We start from the raw sequence: 16,109 nt of genomic DNA, 5'->3' as shown, positions 1-16,109 counted from the left end.
TAATAAAAAGTTATTTCCGTAAAATTTTTTGAGCTATGAGGGCTCAAAATTTTCCAGAATAACTTTTTAACTTACACAGTTAGTGAAACACTACCTTTCATTGTTAAAAATCACCTGAAGAAGTAATTGGCCGGATAGTAACTTCCGGCTTCACTCTTCCAGCTTCCAGCCTTATTATTTATTTCTTCAAATTCCAGAATTCTTTTACAATAAGTTTAATATTTTTGAAAGTACTGGGAAAAACTTCATTTTCAATTTCTGATGTCGTTTTCCAGGCAACTTCGGTAATACCTTCCTCTATCTGCGGTTTGGAAGTGTCTTCGCCATCAAAGTTCATTTCAAACCAATGGGTGCATTTTAATATTTTCTCCCCGTTTCTTTCTACATAAATATGATAGGTCGTATTGATGAATGTTACAAGCTCAACATCACTCAAACCTGTTTCTTCTTCTATTTCCCGTACTGCAGACTCTTCTCTGGATTCTCCTTTTTCCATCTTACCCTTAGGAAGATCCCATTTGCCAAGTCTTCTGATAAAAAGAATTTTGCCTTCAGGATTATTAACAAGACCTCCTGCAGCCTCTATAATTCTGAACAGCTTTTGAAATTCCTGCCAGATTTCTTCCAAATTCTCTCCATACACGTTCAGTTCCTGCACAGAAGTATTCTCCAGAAGATCCAGAGCGATCTCTAAAGTTGTATAATTTTCATACCCAAGCTTTTTTTCAAGATCTTCAGGATGCTTAGATAGTAATAATTTTTTTTCGTTGACAAAAACTTTATACATTTGTAATAGTTAAGAATTTAAATACAAAAATAAAAAATGAATTTAGAAGGACGAAAGATTATTGTCAATAAATCATCTAAAGAACTTACAGAGTTGCTGAAATCTCCTGAAAATTATAAAGATTTTATGCCGGATGGTCTTCAGAAATTTGAAACAAGAGATAACGGATTCAAATTTGGATTACAGGGAATGCCTGAAATCGCATTAAAAATTGATGAGGTGGATGATCACAAAGCTGTTTTAAGATCTGCAAGTTCAAGTCTGGATTTCTCATTAACAGCCACATTAAACCCGATCAGCGAAAACCAGACTGAGGTTCAGATGTTATTTGAAGGGAAATTCAATCCATTTATCAAAATGATGGTAGAGAAACCGTTACAGAACTTTATCAATACGCTTACCGATAAAATCGAAGCTTATAAATAATAAAAACCTTCAGAAATGAAGGTTTTTTTGTTTTTTAAAGTAAAAGTTGATAAAAGTAAAACAGGTAACCATTTAGATTAACTGCTTTTCAATTATTTATTAACCTATTCCTTTTATTAATAATAGCTTCGAAAGGCTCAGCCTGACAACGCTTAAAAATTTCGGTTGGTATTCGACCTGTCACCCTGAGCTGCCGAAGGGTTCTCAATAAGAAAGGTTTTGTTAATCATTAATCTCTAGTATTAATTAAAGCATAAGTCAATTATTTATAATTTTCTTTGTCAAAGTCTATTAATAATGGAAAGCAACATATTTGAAACATGACCAAATATCTAAGCAATAACTCCCGAACAATGATCAGCTGTACTTCCTGTTGCAGAAGAAAGCACATTGATTTCATTATTCATTTTTAAAACGCCCATGAAGGCAAAAATCAGTGCCTCTTTATAATCGATGATCTCTTTTTCAGGGATGATCACTTCTGCCTTTGTTTTCGCTCTTATTTTTTCAATTAAAAAGGTATTGTAAGCACCTCCACCAGTGATAAGGATGTCTTTTATACTATATTGATTGATGACATTGGCAATCTGCTGCGCAGCATGTTCTGTAAAAGTAGCCAGTGCATCCAATGTTTCAATATTTTCAAGAAGTGGAAATATATGTTGATGGCACCATTCTATTCCCAGGGATTTTGGATGCGAAATCTGATAGAAATCCAGGACGTTAAGTTGATTCAGTAGAGTTTCATCTATTTTTCCTTTTGCTGCCAGTGCTCCGTTTTCATCAAAATTTTTATGAAGCTGTTGAGCCAAATGGTTCAAAACAATATTTACCGGGGCGATATCAAAAGCGATTCTTTTTCCTTCTGAACGTAAAGAAATATTGGAAAATCCGCCCAGATTCAGACAAGCGCTGTATCCGGAGAAAAGTAATTCATCGCCTATAGGAACCAATGGTGCTCCGTTTCCATTCATCAATACGTCCTGGCTTCGGAAATCATAGATAACAGGAAGTCCGGTTTCCAGTTTAATGGCTCTGCCATCGCCGATTTGTAATGTGAATTTTTTTTGAGGCTGATGAAAAACTGTATGTCCGTGAGAGGCAATAAGATCGATATTTTCAAGCCGATGTTGATGAATAAACTTTTTAACCTGTTGTCCAAGATAAAAGCCATACGCTGAATGCAGTTCCAATAAATTTTCAGAAGAAAGATGAATGGAGTTTCTAAGTTGGTTTTCCCAATTCTCAGAATAGGAGAGAGTCTCGGCTTTCAGGATTTGAAAGGTCCACGTGTTCTGCTTTTCAAATTCAACAAGACAGATATCCAAACCATCCAGACTTGTCCCAGACATCAGTCCAATAGCCACAGCTTTCATTCTTTTTGGATTTATTTTTTGTTTTCAGAAATTCTTTTGGAACTGAAATCTCCGGAGTTGTTATAGAAAGTGTATTCGGAAAAATCATCTTTGGCAGTCATCCCATTGGCACCTACCAGTGTAGAACCGTCTTCCATGGTAACATAAACCGTGTCTTTGGTGTAGATTCTGTTTTTCTTCTGATCCCAGTAAATACTCTGCATGGCAAACCTCTGCCCTTCATTGGTTTTTATTCTTACATCACCTTTAGCTTCGTAGAATTTTTTATACTCAAAAATTCGGGCATATTTAGCGGTAATTCGTCCGGGAACTTTGGGCTTCTTTTTATCAAAAAACTCAATATCAATTCCTTTTCTGGCTACTACATACGGACTGTCAATCAATTCGTATTTTTCAATGATGGGTGCCTTTGCTTTTAATGTAACAAAGCCGGAGTCTCGCTGTATAATATTGGCATTGTTAATGATCTGTGAAGGGAAATTTTTGCTTTGGCTGCCATTTCTTTTGGTAAGATCCTCCTCACAGGATGTCAGTATAAAAAATATAGCACAACTAAAAAGGCATGCTATATTTTTATATGATATTTTTTTTGAAAAGCTCATTTTAGTTATAAAGTGTCTTTCTGAACCACTTATCGGCAAAATTAAAGCCGATTCTCAGGTTGACGAAATTCTGGTTGATCAGGTTGTTTTGAAGAGTTCCTCTTTTACCAACTTCTAATCCGATTTCAAGACCACTCATTCTTGTAATACTACTATTCTTGAATGGTAACATTACTCCGGCAGAAATACCGAATTTGTTAATACTGTTTCCCTCCAGATTCAGATTTCCTCTTTCATAGAAAGCTCCATATCTGTAGATTACTCTTGAGAAGTAGTTTCTGAAGTTGTTATAGTTAGGAAGATACCATCCACCTGCAGAAATTCTGTAGGTATCCTGGAAACTAAAATCTTTACCAAAATAAGAGATATCTTCTCCTTTTTTATAATCTACCTGTCCTGATACAAACCAATGGTTTTCACTTCCATATCCAACTCCTAATGAAGCCTGTAATGGAAGAAGGTTCTTGGATTTTGTTTCTTTTTGCTCAATAATGGTTTCAGATCCGCTAAGTTTGGTGGTTTCCTGAGCATCAGAATATCTGTACGTGCTGTTGGTGTACTGAGTAGTCATATTACTGGTATTCCCAAAGGTAGCAGTAGCACCTACTGTGAACTTTTTATCAGTACGTGTATTTAAAGTCTGGTAACTTGTTCCCAGCGTAAAATTAAAGTTTCTGACTCTGTTTTTAGTTTCATAACCATTAACATATTCACCTAAATAGGTTCCAAGATTACTGTTGTAAGCACGGAATTCATTAAGGTCATTAAGGTCTCCAAAATAAAGATTGGCTTTTGCCCCTACGGATAATTCCTGACTGATCTTATAAGAAACAGCAATCTGAGCGGTATTCAATGTTCCGCTTCCTTTAAAGCTGTTTTTGTAAAGAGGAGTTTTATCTGCGGTAAACTGTTCAGTTACGATATCGTAGCTTTTAGAGCTGTATGGCTGATAAGAGATCCCCATTTTCACTTTGGAAGATAATGGAAATGCAATCGAAATATTTGAAAGATACGTAGAATGCTTTGTAGATTTCATATCGTTATAATTCGATTTGAAATAATTGTTTTCGTTGGTAGCTTCCAGTCTGATACTCGTAAGTTCAAAATTGGCGTTGTTTGCCGGGTTGGCAAAATTGAAACTACTGGTAAAATCACTTATAAAAGCAGTAGATATACCTCCCATAGAAGCAGTTTCGATCGTATTATCATATTTCACATCTCCAATTCCATAAGTTGCATAAGGAGAGTTGCTTAGACTCTGTGCATTCAGAAAATATCCAACTGATATGAATGATACTACAAAGATTTTTTTCATTCTTTATTTTTAAAACAATGCGCAAATATCTTAAATATTAATGAATTGTAAAAATTATATGTGGTTAAAGTTTGTTAAGGGCCTTTCTTTAAAAGAAAAATGCAAATTTTCGACAATAGAAAATGTCAGTTTTGCTATGAAGAATGTTGCTCTGTAGTGAACAGTCTTTATGTATATTCTTATTTCTTAAGATTTCTGTTTAATTTTTTTAAGTTGTAAAAACCTTTATGTATTGCTTGTGTAAAAGGATTTTTATTATAGATATTCCAACAATTTTATTTTAAGCAGACTTAATTTTATGAATTGAAGTAAGATTTTTTATCTTTGAAACATGAATTGGGAGAACATCGCCGGACAGACAAATCTGAAAAAACTTCTTAGAGAAAGCATTGCTGAAAACAGAGTGAGCCATGCCCAGCTTTTTGTAGGAAAAGAGGGATACGGTACACTGCCTATGGTATTGGCTTATGCACGGGAGATTTTCAGTCAGGAAAACGAACATGCTGCTGCGAAGGTAGAGCATCTCAATCACCTGGATCTGCATTTCAGTTTTCCGGTTTTTACAGACAATAAAAACTCATTAAGTAAAAATAAATTTGACGAGTTCAGAGAGATGATCCTAGCTTCTCCTTATGCAAGCTATGATGACTGGACTGCTTTTTTAGAATCAGAAAATAAACAGTTATTTATTTCTGCGGATGAAGTGGATGATCAGAATCAGAAGTTTTCTTTAAAAAGTTTTGAAGGAGGAACCAAAATTCTTATCGTCTGGAGGGCCGATAAAATGAATATCGCGGCCTCCAATAAGTTTTTGAAATTTTTGGAGGAACCACCGGCAAAAACTGTCATTCTTCTTACTGCAGAAAGTACAAACGACATTCTTCCTACTATTCTTTCCAGAACACAGATTGTAGAGATCCCGAGAATTAATGATGAAGATATTGAAAACTATCTTAAAAAGAATTTTTCAGTTTCAGAAGATAAAGTAAGAGAGATTGTTCATGAAGCACAGGGAGATCTTAATGATGCCATTAAGCTTCTGAATTCAGGAGACAAAAGCAATGAGTTTGAAAAGCTTTTTGTACAATGGGTAAGAGATGCATTTATGGTAAAAAAGAAACCGGAATATCTCAGAAGTATCATTTCCTGGGCAAGGGAAATTGCAGGATGGAACAGAGAAAAGCAAAAAAACTTCCTCAACTATTGTTCTGAAATTTTCAGGCTTGCATTACTTCAGAACTATCAGTCTGAGAATCTGGTGTATAAAAAGATCAATGCGAACGGGTTTAATTGGGCCGGGTTTTCTAAATTTATCAGTGGAGCCAATATTGAAAACATCTTAGAAGAAATCAATACGGCCGACCTGCACCTGACCAGAAACGGAAATCCTAAAATCGTCTGGACCGATCTTGGGATAAAATTATCAAGGTATATTCACAAAAGCACATAAAACAGAACTCCGGTACTTTCACCGGAGTTTTTATTTTCTATACTTAAGAGTATATTAAGCTTTCTTTATTTTTACCGTTTTTTTATCTTTTGTTTTAGGAGTATTTTCCGCTGTTTTTGTTTTCATGCCGCAATCTTTATGATGGTTATCTGTGCATGCCTTTTTGTCTTTTACAGAACATTCTTTTTTATCTTTTCCAGCGCAGCATCCTCCTTCTTTTGGTTTCTCCTGAGCATATCCTATTGTGAATAAAGCTACTGCTGCCATTGAAAGTATTTTTTTCATAATATAAAATTTTTAAAGAGGATAAATGTAATACTTTTTTTAACACTGATAAAATTTTAACTATATCTGCTAATTATTGAGAGTTCTTTCAGGAAATGAATCATCTCCTGTCAGTTTCATATCGTACTATAGAAATAGTCTTTTATTTACAATAAATTAAATCTATATTAAAAAATCAATCAATCGTTTGATTTGAATAAAAACTTGTGTACATTTGCGCCCTGAAAAATGAACACTAACATGATTTCAAAAGAAGAAAATATATTATTCGCTGCCGAGAAGCTCTTTGCAGAAAAGGGATTCGAAGGAACTTCCACCCGGGAAATTGCAAAGGCAGCTAATGTAAACATCTCTATGATCTCATATTATTTTGGCTCTAAGGAAAAACTTTATGAGAAATTAGTGGAATACAGAATGAATGAAGGTCAGTTTTTTTCAAAAGATCTTTTGGGAAGAACAGACATCAACGAATGGCAGAAGATTGAAAGAGTAATTGATCAGTTTTCGCACAGGATCCGGACTCAAAAATGCTTCTACAGGATTATGCAGAGAGAGCAGCTGCATACCAAGAATCCTCAGATTGTAGAATTTTTGAAGCAAATCAAAATGGGATTCCTTTCCATGTATTCGCAAATATTGCAAAGTGGTCTTAAAAATGGGGTTTTTACCAAAAATCCACCCATTTATCTGCTTCATTCTACCGTAAGCGGAACCTTGTTTTATGCATTCAATGCGAAAGAAATGTATAAAGAGTTCCTGAATGAAACAGAAGACGAAGAAGCTTTTGATGAAAAATACTATACAGAACTTAATAAACATATTAAATATTTACTAAAAGACCTTTTAGGTTATGAAGAGAATAAATAACTCAGTGATTGCATTATCACTATTCGTAGGAATGGCAAATGCAAATGCTCAGGAGAAAAGAGCACTTACTCTTGACGAGGCCGTGCAGCTGGGAATCCAGAACAGCAAGAATCTCAAGATCGATGCAGCCAGAATCGAAGAGGCTACTGCTGATCTTTTGGAGGCTAAAAACAGACAACTACCGGAATTAAAAGTGTCGGGCAGCTATATGTATCTTCCGATAAAACCGAATGTTGATATCAAACTTCCTGGTCTTGCAGGAGGAGCTGGCGGACCTGAAATACATCAGGTAGTTTACGGTTCAGCAAATCTTAGCGTTCCTATTTACAGTGGTGGAAGAATCAAGTACGGAATTCAGTCTGCTAAATATCTGGTAGAAGCTTCCAAATTAAGCACTGAGAATGATAAAATTGCCATTGCTTATAACGTTGCCCAGGCTTATAATAACCTTTTTAAGGCTAACCAGTCCATCAAGGTTTTTGAAGAAAATCTTGCCGCTTCCCAAAAAAGAGATGAAACCTTCCTTAAAATGGAAAACAATGGTTTGATTGCAAGAAACGACAGATTAAAGGCGAACCTTCAGACTTCAAATATTGAACTTCAACTATTGGAAGCTAAGAATAACTACAATATTGCCAACATCAATATGGATCTTTTATTGGGTCTTCCTGAAACTACAGAAATTACAGTAGATGAAAATTATATTGAAGAAGGATCAGACGTAAAACCTGTTGATTTTTACGTTACTGAAGCCAGAGAAAACCGTAAAGATTTACAGGCGCTGGCACAGCAGAGAAAAGCCGCAGAACTGGGTTCCAAAGCTGCAAAAGCAGAAAACCTTCCTTCCATCGCATTTACAGGAGGTTATGTAGCTGCAGACATTCCTAAGTTTCTTACGGTATACAATGCCATCAATGTAGGAATCGGGGTTTCTTATAACTTATCCAATCTGTGGAAAGAAAATTCTTCATTGAGACAATCACAGGCAAGAGAGAAACAGCTTGCCGCTACTGATGAATTATTGAATGATAATATTAAGCTTGATGTGAACAGAGAGTACCAAAACACAGACTATTCAAAAAAGAGAATTGCTGTTTTTGAAAAATCGGCGGAACAGGCTAATGAAAATTACAGAATTACCAAAAATAAATACGACAACGGGTTGGCAACCATGACTGAATTATTGGATGCAGACGCTGCACAGATTGCTGCCAACGTTGGCGTGATCAATGCTAAGGCAGATGCCGCACTGGCATACAGAAAACTATTACAGACAACAGGAACTTTAACAATTAAATAATCAGATCGAAACCAAAATGGAAAATAATAATACACAGGCAGCTGAACCTAAAAAGAAAAAAAGTTTAATCTTTCCTATCATTTTAGCAGCAGTAGTAATTGGAGGAGGAATCTACGGTTACAGAGCGTATACTTACGGACAGTATCACGAAGAGACTGATGATGCTCAGATTGCTTCCAATATGGCACCGGTAATTTCTAAAATCTCCGGTTATGTAGCTCAGGTAAAAGTAAAAGACAATCAGTTTGTGAAGAAAGGAGATACATTGGTGATTTTGGATAACAGAGATCAGAAAATGGCTCTTGAACAGGCTCAGGCAGCATTATCTACTGCCAAAAGCAATATCTCCAATGCAGAAGCTGCTACCACAGCTACTTCAAAAAATATAGGATCTTCAGCAGCAGCAGTAGTAACGGCTAATGCCCAGATTGAAGCGGCAAAAGTAAATGTTTGGAAAACTTCTCAGGATCTGAAGAGATATGCCAATCTTGTAAAAGATCACTCTATTACAGAACAGCAGTATGAGCAGGCTTTGGCAGCAAAACAATCTGCAGACAGACAGTTACAGGTGTTGGTAGACCAGAGAAATCAGATTGCCCAGCAAACACATATTGCTTCTTCTCAGACGGCTGCCAGCTCACAACAAATCAGCGTGGCAGGTTCTGTGGCTAAACAAAGAGAAGTAGATGTAGAAAATGCAAAATTGAACTTATCATACACCGTAATTCTTGCCCCTGAAGATGGATACGTTGGAAAAGTCCCTACACAGGCAGGTCAGTATCTGCAGGCGGGAGCACAACTGTTTGCTTTGGTTAAAAACGACCAGAAATGGGTGGTGGCCAACTTTAAAGAAACGCAGGTAGATAAAATGGTAGAAGGCCAGAAAGTGAAAATTGAGATTGATGCTTTTCCTGATCAGGAATTTGAAGGAGTAGTAAGCTCTTTCTCTCCGGCTACAGGAGCTACTTTCTCTATTCTTCCTCCGGATAATGCAAGTGGGAACTTCGTAAAAGTAGTTCAGAGACTTCCTGTAAAAATCGATTTTGTAAATCTTGATAAGAATATTGCCAAAAGATTGAGAACAGGAATGAACGTGAAGGCAGAAGTTGCTTTGAAATAACATTTAAAATTGTTAAAAGTCAATGAACTTCGTTGTCAGTAGTGAATCATCTTTGCAGTCAACTTAAATGGACTGTTTAAAATTCACTATTCACTTGCGAAGCACAATTTACAATTGACTTTTCACATCGAAAAAAACTTATGCAGGATTCATTAGTAGAATATGGAGCGCGGAGAGTGATCATTACGATTACGGCTATCCTTTGTGCCCTTCTTGAAATTGTAGACTCCACGATTGTTAATGTTGCCTTGAATGAAATGAAGGGAAATCTTGGAGCTACGCTTTCAGAAGTAGGGTGGGTGATTACAGCGTATGCCATCGGGAACGTTATCATTGTTCCGATGACGAGCTGGCTTTCACAGCAGTTTGGGCGTAGAAATTACTTTGCGGCATCCATCATTATATTCACCGTATTTTCATTCTTATGTGGAAACGCGACCAATATCTGGGAACTTGTGTTCTTCAGATTGATGCAGGGAATCGGAGGTGGAGCCTTATTGGTAACCTCACAAACGATTATTACGGAATCTTATCCGATTGAAAAAAGAAGTATGGCTCAGGCAATTTATGGTCTGGGAGTAATTATTGGTCCTACATTAGGGCCGCCTCTTGGAGGATATATCGTTGATAACTTCAGCTGGCCGTATATTTTCTATATTAATATTCCGATTGGAATTGCAGCTACGCTGATGACCCTTCAGTTTGTAAGAAGTCCGAAATATGCAGAAAAACGTAAAGTTTCCGATGTAGACTGGATTGGAATTGCTTTACTGGCAGTAACAGTAGGTTCATTACAGTTTATTCTGGAAAGAGGACATGAAGAAGACTGGTTTGAAAGCGGAATGATCGTAGCCTTCACTGTAGCAGCAGTTTTAGGATTTATACTATTCCTTTGGAGGGAGCTTACCTTCAAGTATCCGATTGTTGAGCTCAGAGTACTTAAAAACAGTAACCTGAGAATCGGAACTATGATGTCGTTCGTTCTTGGATTTGGATTGTACGGTTCTACATTCATTGTTCCATTGTATACCCAGAGTATTTTGGGATGGACGGCACTTCAGTCAGGAGCTTTGATGATTCCGGCTGCGTTAACGACGGCTTTCATGATGCCTATCATTGGCAGACTACTGGCAAAAGGAGCAAAACAGCAGATCCTAGTTTCATTAGGACTCTTTATCTTCTTCGTTTACAGCTTCTGGGGATACAAAATTCTTACACCGGATACCGGCAAAGATGCCTTCTTCTGGATGCTGATTGTAAGAGGAGCAGGCTTGGGATTATTATTTATTCCGATTACCTCTTTGTCATTAAGTACCCTGAAAGGACAGGAGATTGGGCAGGGAGCGGCTTTTACAGGTATGATGAGACAGCTGGGAGGATCTTTCGGGATTGCGGCGATCACGACCTTTATTGCCAATGCAGGACAGAAGTACAGAAATAACTTAATTTCCCATCTGGACGAAAACAGTTTTGATGTTCAGCAAAGACTGGCAGCATTGAAAGCCAATTTTATTGCGAAAGGAATGACTCCTGATGCCGCAATGAATGCTGCCTATAAAATGCTCGACTTATCTGTAACAAAACAGGCCACTGTTTTATCTTATATGGATGTATTTCTTTACCTCGGAATCGTATTCCTGATATGTATTCCGTTTATCTTACTCGTAAAAGAAAGAAAGAGTAAAGAAAAAATAGATTTGAGTGAAGCCATGCACTAAATTTTAAATAAAAAAACCTTCGAAATTCTCGAAGGTTTTTTATTTTGTAAAATAATGAAAAACAATACCTTTTGTTCTCATTTTGTTAAATAAAAAATAATATCACTTGTTGGAGAGTTTATTTATTTTTTCTAGCTTTACATCACCAAATGAAAAAGATATGAATAAATTCCCTCACCTTTCCGCAGTTTTTTCAAAAAGGACTTACAGGAATACAGTACCGGATCTTCATCTAAACATCGGATATTAATACCAACCGAAGGATTTTTTTTATTTGTTTTCATATTTTATGAAGACAAATTTCTAATTTCAGGAAAGCTGTATTGAATATTGTATTTAGACTTATTATTTAAACTTAACCATGATTTTTTGAAGCGAAACCCAACCTGCAGCCTGGAATTCCTGCTGTTGCAAAAATATTGATGGAAGCCATTTTTACATCCAGTCCCGAATATAATTTTGAATTTAAAGAATTAAATGACTACAAATGCGAATTGCTCATTAAAGGAGTAGACCGTTACCATAAAATCACTCATAGTCTGCAAATTGCAGGTCTGTTGAAATGGTCAGTGGTCAAACCTTTTTATACAGGGCATTTGCGAGACTATGGGACTGGATGTTTTATTGGATATTAAAGTACTCAGGCTTGATCCGGACAGCACATGCAGCTATCATGTCATCGTCTCCGGGAAATAGCCTCCAACATGAATAATACCCGGAAATTGTACAACAGCATTCAATAGGAGAGGCTGTCTCAAAAGTGTCATTCTGAACGAAATGAAATGTAGTGAAGAATCTCATATGTTTGGTTATCAATGAGATTCTTCCTTCGTCAGAATGACAAAAGCCAGATTGTTTGACTTTTGAGACAGCCTCTTTTGCTATTAATAATCATGGATTGGCTTTTAGCCAAAACATACTACGAACACATTGCATCCCGAACTCCTAATCAATTTTCTCTATCCATTCAATACCACTTACATCAATCAGTTTCAGACTGTGGATATCATTTTTTTGGAAAATATCATCAATATTCAAAGTTACATCAGCTTTTGCTCCCAATGGAATTACCAGACTGTGTTTTCCCGGTTTTACTTTGGCAACATAATGGTTTTGAATATTTTCTTTAGAAAATCCGGCAAGTTCTTTATGATCAAGTTCCTTTAAAACTTTTCCGTTTTTATCCAGAATATGAATTCCTATCAGGAAAGAACCATATACATCAGCTCCTTCCGTCCGGTAGACTTCAAATGTTAACTTTGGATGCTGATGAGAGATATTTGAAATTTCCAGTTTTGGTTTTACCGATTTATTATGCAGTGCTCCCCATACACCTCCATGAAAATACTGATTGGTAAAAAGAGTCAATCCAAATATAATAATTGAGCCTGCGAGCACAAATACTTTTGGGTTTGAGACAGGAAAATTTCCTGAGCCAAGCCACTGAAACCATCTTTTTTGAGTAAAGCTTTTGTTATTCCTCATGAAATAATAATCCAGTGAATAAGGACCGCTTCCGGTAAGAAACAGTACGAATCCGCCGGCAATTCCTAAAACTCCGATCTGCCATTCATCAAGACAGGTTGTTCCCAGCCAGCCGGAACCCAGTAATATTCCGAGGGCAAGACTGAAAATTCCGATACTCATTAATCGGGTAAATAATCCGAGAATAATAAATACCCCTACAACCGCTTCAATAATGGTAAAAATCATCATAGAGCGTTGTAAAGCATCGGGATGAGTCACCAGATATTCAATAACAGGTTTTATGCCGAGTGCATTGGGTAAAAAATGATTGAATTTTTCCCCGATATATCCTTTTTCATCAGGAATAAGCTTGTTTTCGAGTATCAATCTGCGCCAGAACGCTGAAAAGTAAGTCCATCCGATCACCATGCGGAGGGATAAAGTATATAATCCGGCCATGTCTGTAGACCGGCTGTTTAAAATATGTTTCATTGAAATTACTATTGTATTGTAAAAAACTGATTTTTATAATTTGATCTGAAAAAATCAGATCAGATGAAGTCTCAGTCTTTTAAACAGAATATATTTCGGAGGGCTGTTACCAGTAGAATACCCGGAATAGTTATTGAGAAAAGCCTTTTCTTCAAAAAAATTGGATTTACCAGAATTAAAACCGGATAAAAATTTATTGTATCGGTGATGAATTTTGGTTTTTGAAACGGCAGCTTCTGAAGAAGCAAAAGCGGAATAACAGCTGAAGGAAATTGAGGCGGTTGTTTTTGCCTTATTCAGCCCGCTGATGAGCTGAACATCAAAAATATCAAGAACATTTCTTTTTACAGAGCACGGAGACAATGAAAATACCAATATAAGCACCGTAATGACTGCTTTATAGTTTTTCATATGAAATCCTGAATTGGGCATAATTACAAAACTACACTTTATTTCAATGTAAGTTTAATAAATTGCAGAAAATTATCTTGCAGATAGAATTATTATTAACTTTAAAATACTGCTGACGGACAGTTGTCACAAAGCTGTCTTATCTTTACCATATTATTTAGAATTTAAACAGAATATTTCAATGAGTTATTGTTTAGCCATAGAAGGAATGCAGCCTGAAAGCAGGAAAGAACTGCACAAAAATTACCATGACAACTATTACGGATATCCTATCCATGATGATAATGAACTGTTTGGAAGACTGATTCTGGAAATCAACCAGGCAGGACTAAGCTGGGAAACGGTTCTGAAAAAAGAAGAAAGCTTCAGAAAAGCGTATGACAATTTTAATATTCAGCAAATAGCGGCCTATACGGAGGAAGACCGTGAAAGACTTTTAAATGATCCGGGGATTATCAGAAACAAACTGAAAGTGAATGCTGCCATTGAAAATGCAAAAACAATTGTTGAGCTGCAAAAGGAATTTGGTTCATTCGAAAAATGGCTGGAACATCATCACCCCAAAACATTGCAGGAATGGATGAAGTTATTCAAGAAAACGTTCAAATTCACAGGAGGAGAGATTGTCAATGAATTTCTTATGAGCACCGGATATCTGAAGGGAGCTCACCATGAATCCTGTCCAATTCATTCGAAAGTATTGGATCAAAAACCTTTGTGGAAAGAGGCTGAGGGGAAGTAGAATACAGCTATTCTTTCAATTAATAAGCCTGGATTCCTCCGGAATGACATATAGGACTGTTTGACATTATGCATACACTGTGTCATTCCGGAGGAATACATTTTTTTTACCCTTTCAAAGCTTCAATCAGCTTCTAAACTGATTGAATAGGGTACAAAGAGATTGTATAAAGTGCTGTTCTATTTCATACTTCTTACGGAAACATCCGGTTTTTCACCTTGAGGAACAATGAAAATTGCATCATCGCTGATGGTATCTCCCGGATCAAAGTAATAACTTCCGGTTACAGGGATTGTACTGTTAACAAATTTTCCGGATTTGTCGTAGGCAGAGTAAGTAACATTGATCATCTGGGCTTTCATTTTTAATTCTATCTTTTTTGAGGTCAGCCTGGCTCCTGTTGCATTTATGCAGTCAAGTTCCACAAGACCTATACCGCTTACAATTTGAGGAAAAGCAGAGAGTCTGATATTGTATGCCTTATCTGATGTATTTTTTATGGTTGCAGAAACTTTATAACGGTCATAGGATTTTCCACCGGATTCTATACTTTCTTTATTGAGGATAGTAAAGGTAACAGCCATACCGTTGACTTCAAGTGTTTGGCCATCAGAAATTTTTTGTGCATTCAGAAGATTTCCTAAAAAAGTGAGAGCCGTAAAAGAGAGAAAAAAAGTAAGGTTTTTCATAGAGATTGTTTTAATATTTAATGAGAATTAAATTTAGGTAAAAAATTATACTATGAAAATTCTTTAACCAATCTTTTTATTTCTTTTCCATAATCTGTTTATGTTCGTTACCCCATTTTTCGAATTCGAGGATAATGGGTTTCAGCTTGTACCCGATTTCTGTAAGTTCATATTCTACCCTTGGAGGAACTTCGGCATACACGGTTCTGGTGATGATTTTATCTTCTTCAAGCCTGCGAAGCTGAAGGGTAAGCATACGTTCGGTAATGTTCTGAAGCTTTTTTCTAAGTTCACCAAATCTCATTTATAGAATCAAAAATGATCAAGAATTTATCTCCTTTCTGATAAGAGACATTTGCAGTTTTAGAATAAGTAATACTATTAACATGATATTTGTAATCTATTCCTACACCATTATTGTTTTTGTGATGCCAGTCTGATATAGCTTCTCCAATGGTATATTTAGGGCTTTTGAGCAGATCATTAATTCCTGAATTGGCACTAATTAAACAGAATATAATAAATCCAAAAGTGAGTATCAAAAGAATAATATGAAATTTTTCTGAGATCAATTTTTTCATGTTCGATTAATATATTTCTCATTGAACTTTTGCAGATCTATTACTTGTTCCTTAAAATAGTTTTCAAATTGATCTGAGAGACTTTTATCTTTAAATTTTACAATAGTATACCCGCTGTCAAAAGCAATAATTTCTAAAATACTTTCTGGTATTAAAAATTGATTAGATTCCCAAACACTTGTATCTTCAGCAGATAAGATAGAAATGGCTGAAGTATCGGGTTCAATATTATTTGGAACGGCTGAAATGATCCCCCAAATGATCTGAGTATCGCTTTGATAGAGCAGCTCAAATTCCGAATGATCCAACACAAAATAATCTTCATCAAAATTAATGGGAAGAGTCTGATCAGATATAAAATCTAAATCTGTCAAAATCCATTTATAAATGGCAAGATCATCCCATATAGGCTTTAAAACTTCCTGAAGATTAGTATGGAATTTTACTTTCTTTGTACTTCTGATAATCCAGTTCATCTATT

General features: G+C 36.0%; 17 protein-coding genes and 1 pseudogene. 7 read left to right on the top strand and 11 right to left on the bottom strand.

The features are described 5' to 3' along the window. Window positions 1-178 precede the first annotated feature (178 nt). Window positions 179-787: an NUDIX hydrolase gene (locus BW946_RS19120; protein ID WP_076597686.1), complete on the bottom strand. Its 609-nt coding sequence runs from the start codon at window positions 785-787 to the stop codon at window positions 179-181. A 36-nt stretch (window positions 788-823) separates the two neighbouring features. On the opposite strand from BW946_RS19120, the gene BW946_RS19115 reads away from it, so the two are divergent. Next, window positions 824-1,213 (top strand): orotate phosphoribosyltransferase, encoded by a 390-nt coding sequence (locus BW946_RS19115; protein WP_076597685.1) that lies wholly within the window; start codon window positions 824-826, stop codon window positions 1,211-1,213. Between the two features lie 332 nt (window positions 1,214-1,545). Here the strand turns inward: BW946_RS19115 and BW946_RS19110 are convergent, their stop codons facing one another. Genes BW946_RS19110 through BW946_RS19100 form a run of 3 tightly spaced genes read right to left on the bottom strand, consistent with a single transcriptional unit; the run spans window position 1,546 to window position 4,506 of the window. After that, window positions 1,546-2,589 (bottom strand): anhydro-N-acetylmuramic acid kinase, encoded by a 1,044-nt coding sequence (locus BW946_RS19110; RefSeq protein WP_076597684.1) that lies wholly within the window; start codon window positions 2,587-2,589, stop codon window positions 1,546-1,548. Window positions 2,590-2,600: 11 nt separating this feature from the next. Next, on the bottom strand, window positions 2,601-3,191 hold the full coding sequence (lptC, locus tag BW946_RS19105; RefSeq protein WP_076597683.1) for an LPS export ABC transporter periplasmic protein LptC: 591 nt from the start codon (window positions 3,189-3,191) through the stop codon (window positions 2,601-2,603). A 1-nt stretch (window position 3,192) separates the two neighbouring features. Next, window positions 3,193-4,506, bottom strand: coding sequence for a hypothetical protein (locus BW946_RS19100; RefSeq protein ID WP_076597682.1), 1,314 nt, complete (start codon window positions 4,504-4,506; stop codon window positions 3,193-3,195). A 331-nt stretch (window positions 4,507-4,837) separates the two neighbouring features. On the opposite strand from BW946_RS19100, the gene BW946_RS19095 reads away from it, so the two are divergent. Next, on the top strand, window positions 4,838-5,956 hold the full coding sequence (locus BW946_RS19095; protein ID WP_076597681.1) for a DNA polymerase III subunit: 1,119 nt from the start codon (window positions 4,838-4,840) through the stop codon (window positions 5,954-5,956). Between the two features lie 54 nt (window positions 5,957-6,010). Here BW946_RS19095 and BW946_RS19090 read toward each other — a convergent pair whose 3' ends face one another. After that, a complete protein-coding gene (locus BW946_RS19090; RefSeq protein ID WP_076597680.1) occupies window positions 6,011-6,241 on the bottom strand; it encodes a hypothetical protein in 231 nt (76 codons plus the stop codon). 240 nt (window positions 6,242-6,481) lie between these two features. On the opposite strand from BW946_RS19090, the gene BW946_RS19085 reads away from it, so the two are divergent. From BW946_RS19085 to BW946_RS19070, 4 genes are all read left to right on the top strand, one after another. Then, on the top strand, window positions 6,482-7,108 hold the full coding sequence (locus BW946_RS19085) for a TetR/AcrR family transcriptional regulator (RefSeq protein WP_228402647.1): 627 nt from the start codon (window positions 6,482-6,484) through the stop codon (window positions 7,106-7,108). Continuing rightward, window positions 7,092-8,408 carry a TolC family protein gene (locus tag BW946_RS19080; RefSeq protein WP_076597678.1) on the top strand — a complete coding sequence of 439 codons (1,317 nt, stop codon included), beginning with the start codon at window positions 7,092-7,094 and terminating at the stop codon, window positions 8,406-8,408. The genes BW946_RS19085 and BW946_RS19080 overlap by 17 nt, the downstream gene beginning before the upstream one ends. Before the next feature lie 16 nt (window positions 8,409-8,424). Continuing rightward, a complete protein-coding gene (locus BW946_RS19075) occupies window positions 8,425-9,528 on the top strand; it encodes an HlyD family secretion protein (RefSeq protein ID WP_076597677.1) in 1,104 nt (367 codons plus the stop codon). Window positions 9,529-9,668: 140 nt separating this feature from the next. Beyond that, window positions 9,669-11,246: a DHA2 family efflux MFS transporter permease subunit gene (locus BW946_RS19070; protein WP_076597676.1), complete on the top strand. Its 1,578-nt coding sequence runs from the start codon at window positions 9,669-9,671 to the stop codon at window positions 11,244-11,246. Between the two features lie 945 nt (window positions 11,247-12,191). On the opposite strand, the gene BW946_RS19065 is transcribed toward BW946_RS19070, so the two are convergent. Both BW946_RS19065 and BW946_RS19060 read right to left on the bottom strand, forming a co-directional pair. After that, the gene (locus BW946_RS19065) at window positions 12,192-13,205 is read right to left on the bottom strand and encodes a TQO small subunit DoxD (RefSeq protein ID WP_076597675.1); all 1,014 of its coding nucleotides are present in this window, start codon (window positions 13,203-13,205) and stop codon (window positions 12,192-12,194) included. Between the two features lie 54 nt (window positions 13,206-13,259). Continuing rightward, entirely contained in the window at window positions 13,260-13,616 is a 357-nt protein-coding gene (locus BW946_RS19060) for a hypothetical protein (protein ID WP_139326045.1), read from the bottom strand. Window positions 13,617-13,797: 181 nt separating this feature from the next. On the opposite strand from BW946_RS19060, the gene BW946_RS19055 reads away from it, so the two are divergent. Next, window positions 13,798-14,358, top strand: a complete 561-nt coding sequence (locus BW946_RS19055; RefSeq protein WP_076597673.1) for a DNA-3-methyladenine glycosylase I — start codon at window positions 13,798-13,800, stop codon at window positions 14,356-14,358. A 179-nt stretch (window positions 14,359-14,537) separates the two neighbouring features. Here the strand turns inward: BW946_RS19055 and BW946_RS19050 are convergent, their stop codons facing one another. The 4 genes and pseudogenes from BW946_RS19050 to BW946_RS19035 form a co-directional block, all read right to left on the bottom strand. Beyond that, window positions 14,538-15,047, bottom strand: coding sequence for a hypothetical protein (locus tag BW946_RS19050; protein ID WP_076597672.1), 510 nt, complete (start codon window positions 15,045-15,047; stop codon window positions 14,538-14,540). A 76-nt stretch (window positions 15,048-15,123) separates the two neighbouring features. After that, window positions 15,124-15,351 (bottom strand): annotated as a pseudogene (locus BW946_RS19045) (winged helix-turn-helix transcriptional regulator); the annotation flags it as partial. After that, a complete protein-coding gene (locus BW946_RS19040) occupies window positions 15,338-15,628 on the bottom strand; it encodes a hypothetical protein (RefSeq protein WP_076597671.1) in 291 nt (96 codons plus the stop codon). The pseudogene BW946_RS19045 and the gene BW946_RS19040, both read right to left, overlap by 14 nt. Beyond that, the gene (locus BW946_RS19035) at window positions 15,625-16,104 is read right to left on the bottom strand and encodes a hypothetical protein (protein WP_076597670.1); all 480 of its coding nucleotides are present in this window, start codon (window positions 16,102-16,104) and stop codon (window positions 15,625-15,627) included. Before BW946_RS19035 ends, BW946_RS19040 begins: the two co-directional genes overlap by 4 nt. Window positions 16,105-16,109: the final 5 nt, after the last annotated feature.

The organism is Chryseobacterium sp. RU33C (assembly GCF_900156015.1).
GTDB lineage: Bacteria > Bacteroidota > Bacteroidia > Flavobacteriales > Weeksellaceae > Chryseobacterium > Chryseobacterium candidae.
Note: the sequence above shows the minus strand (reverse complement) of the source record. Positions and strands in the feature narration are given on the sequence as shown.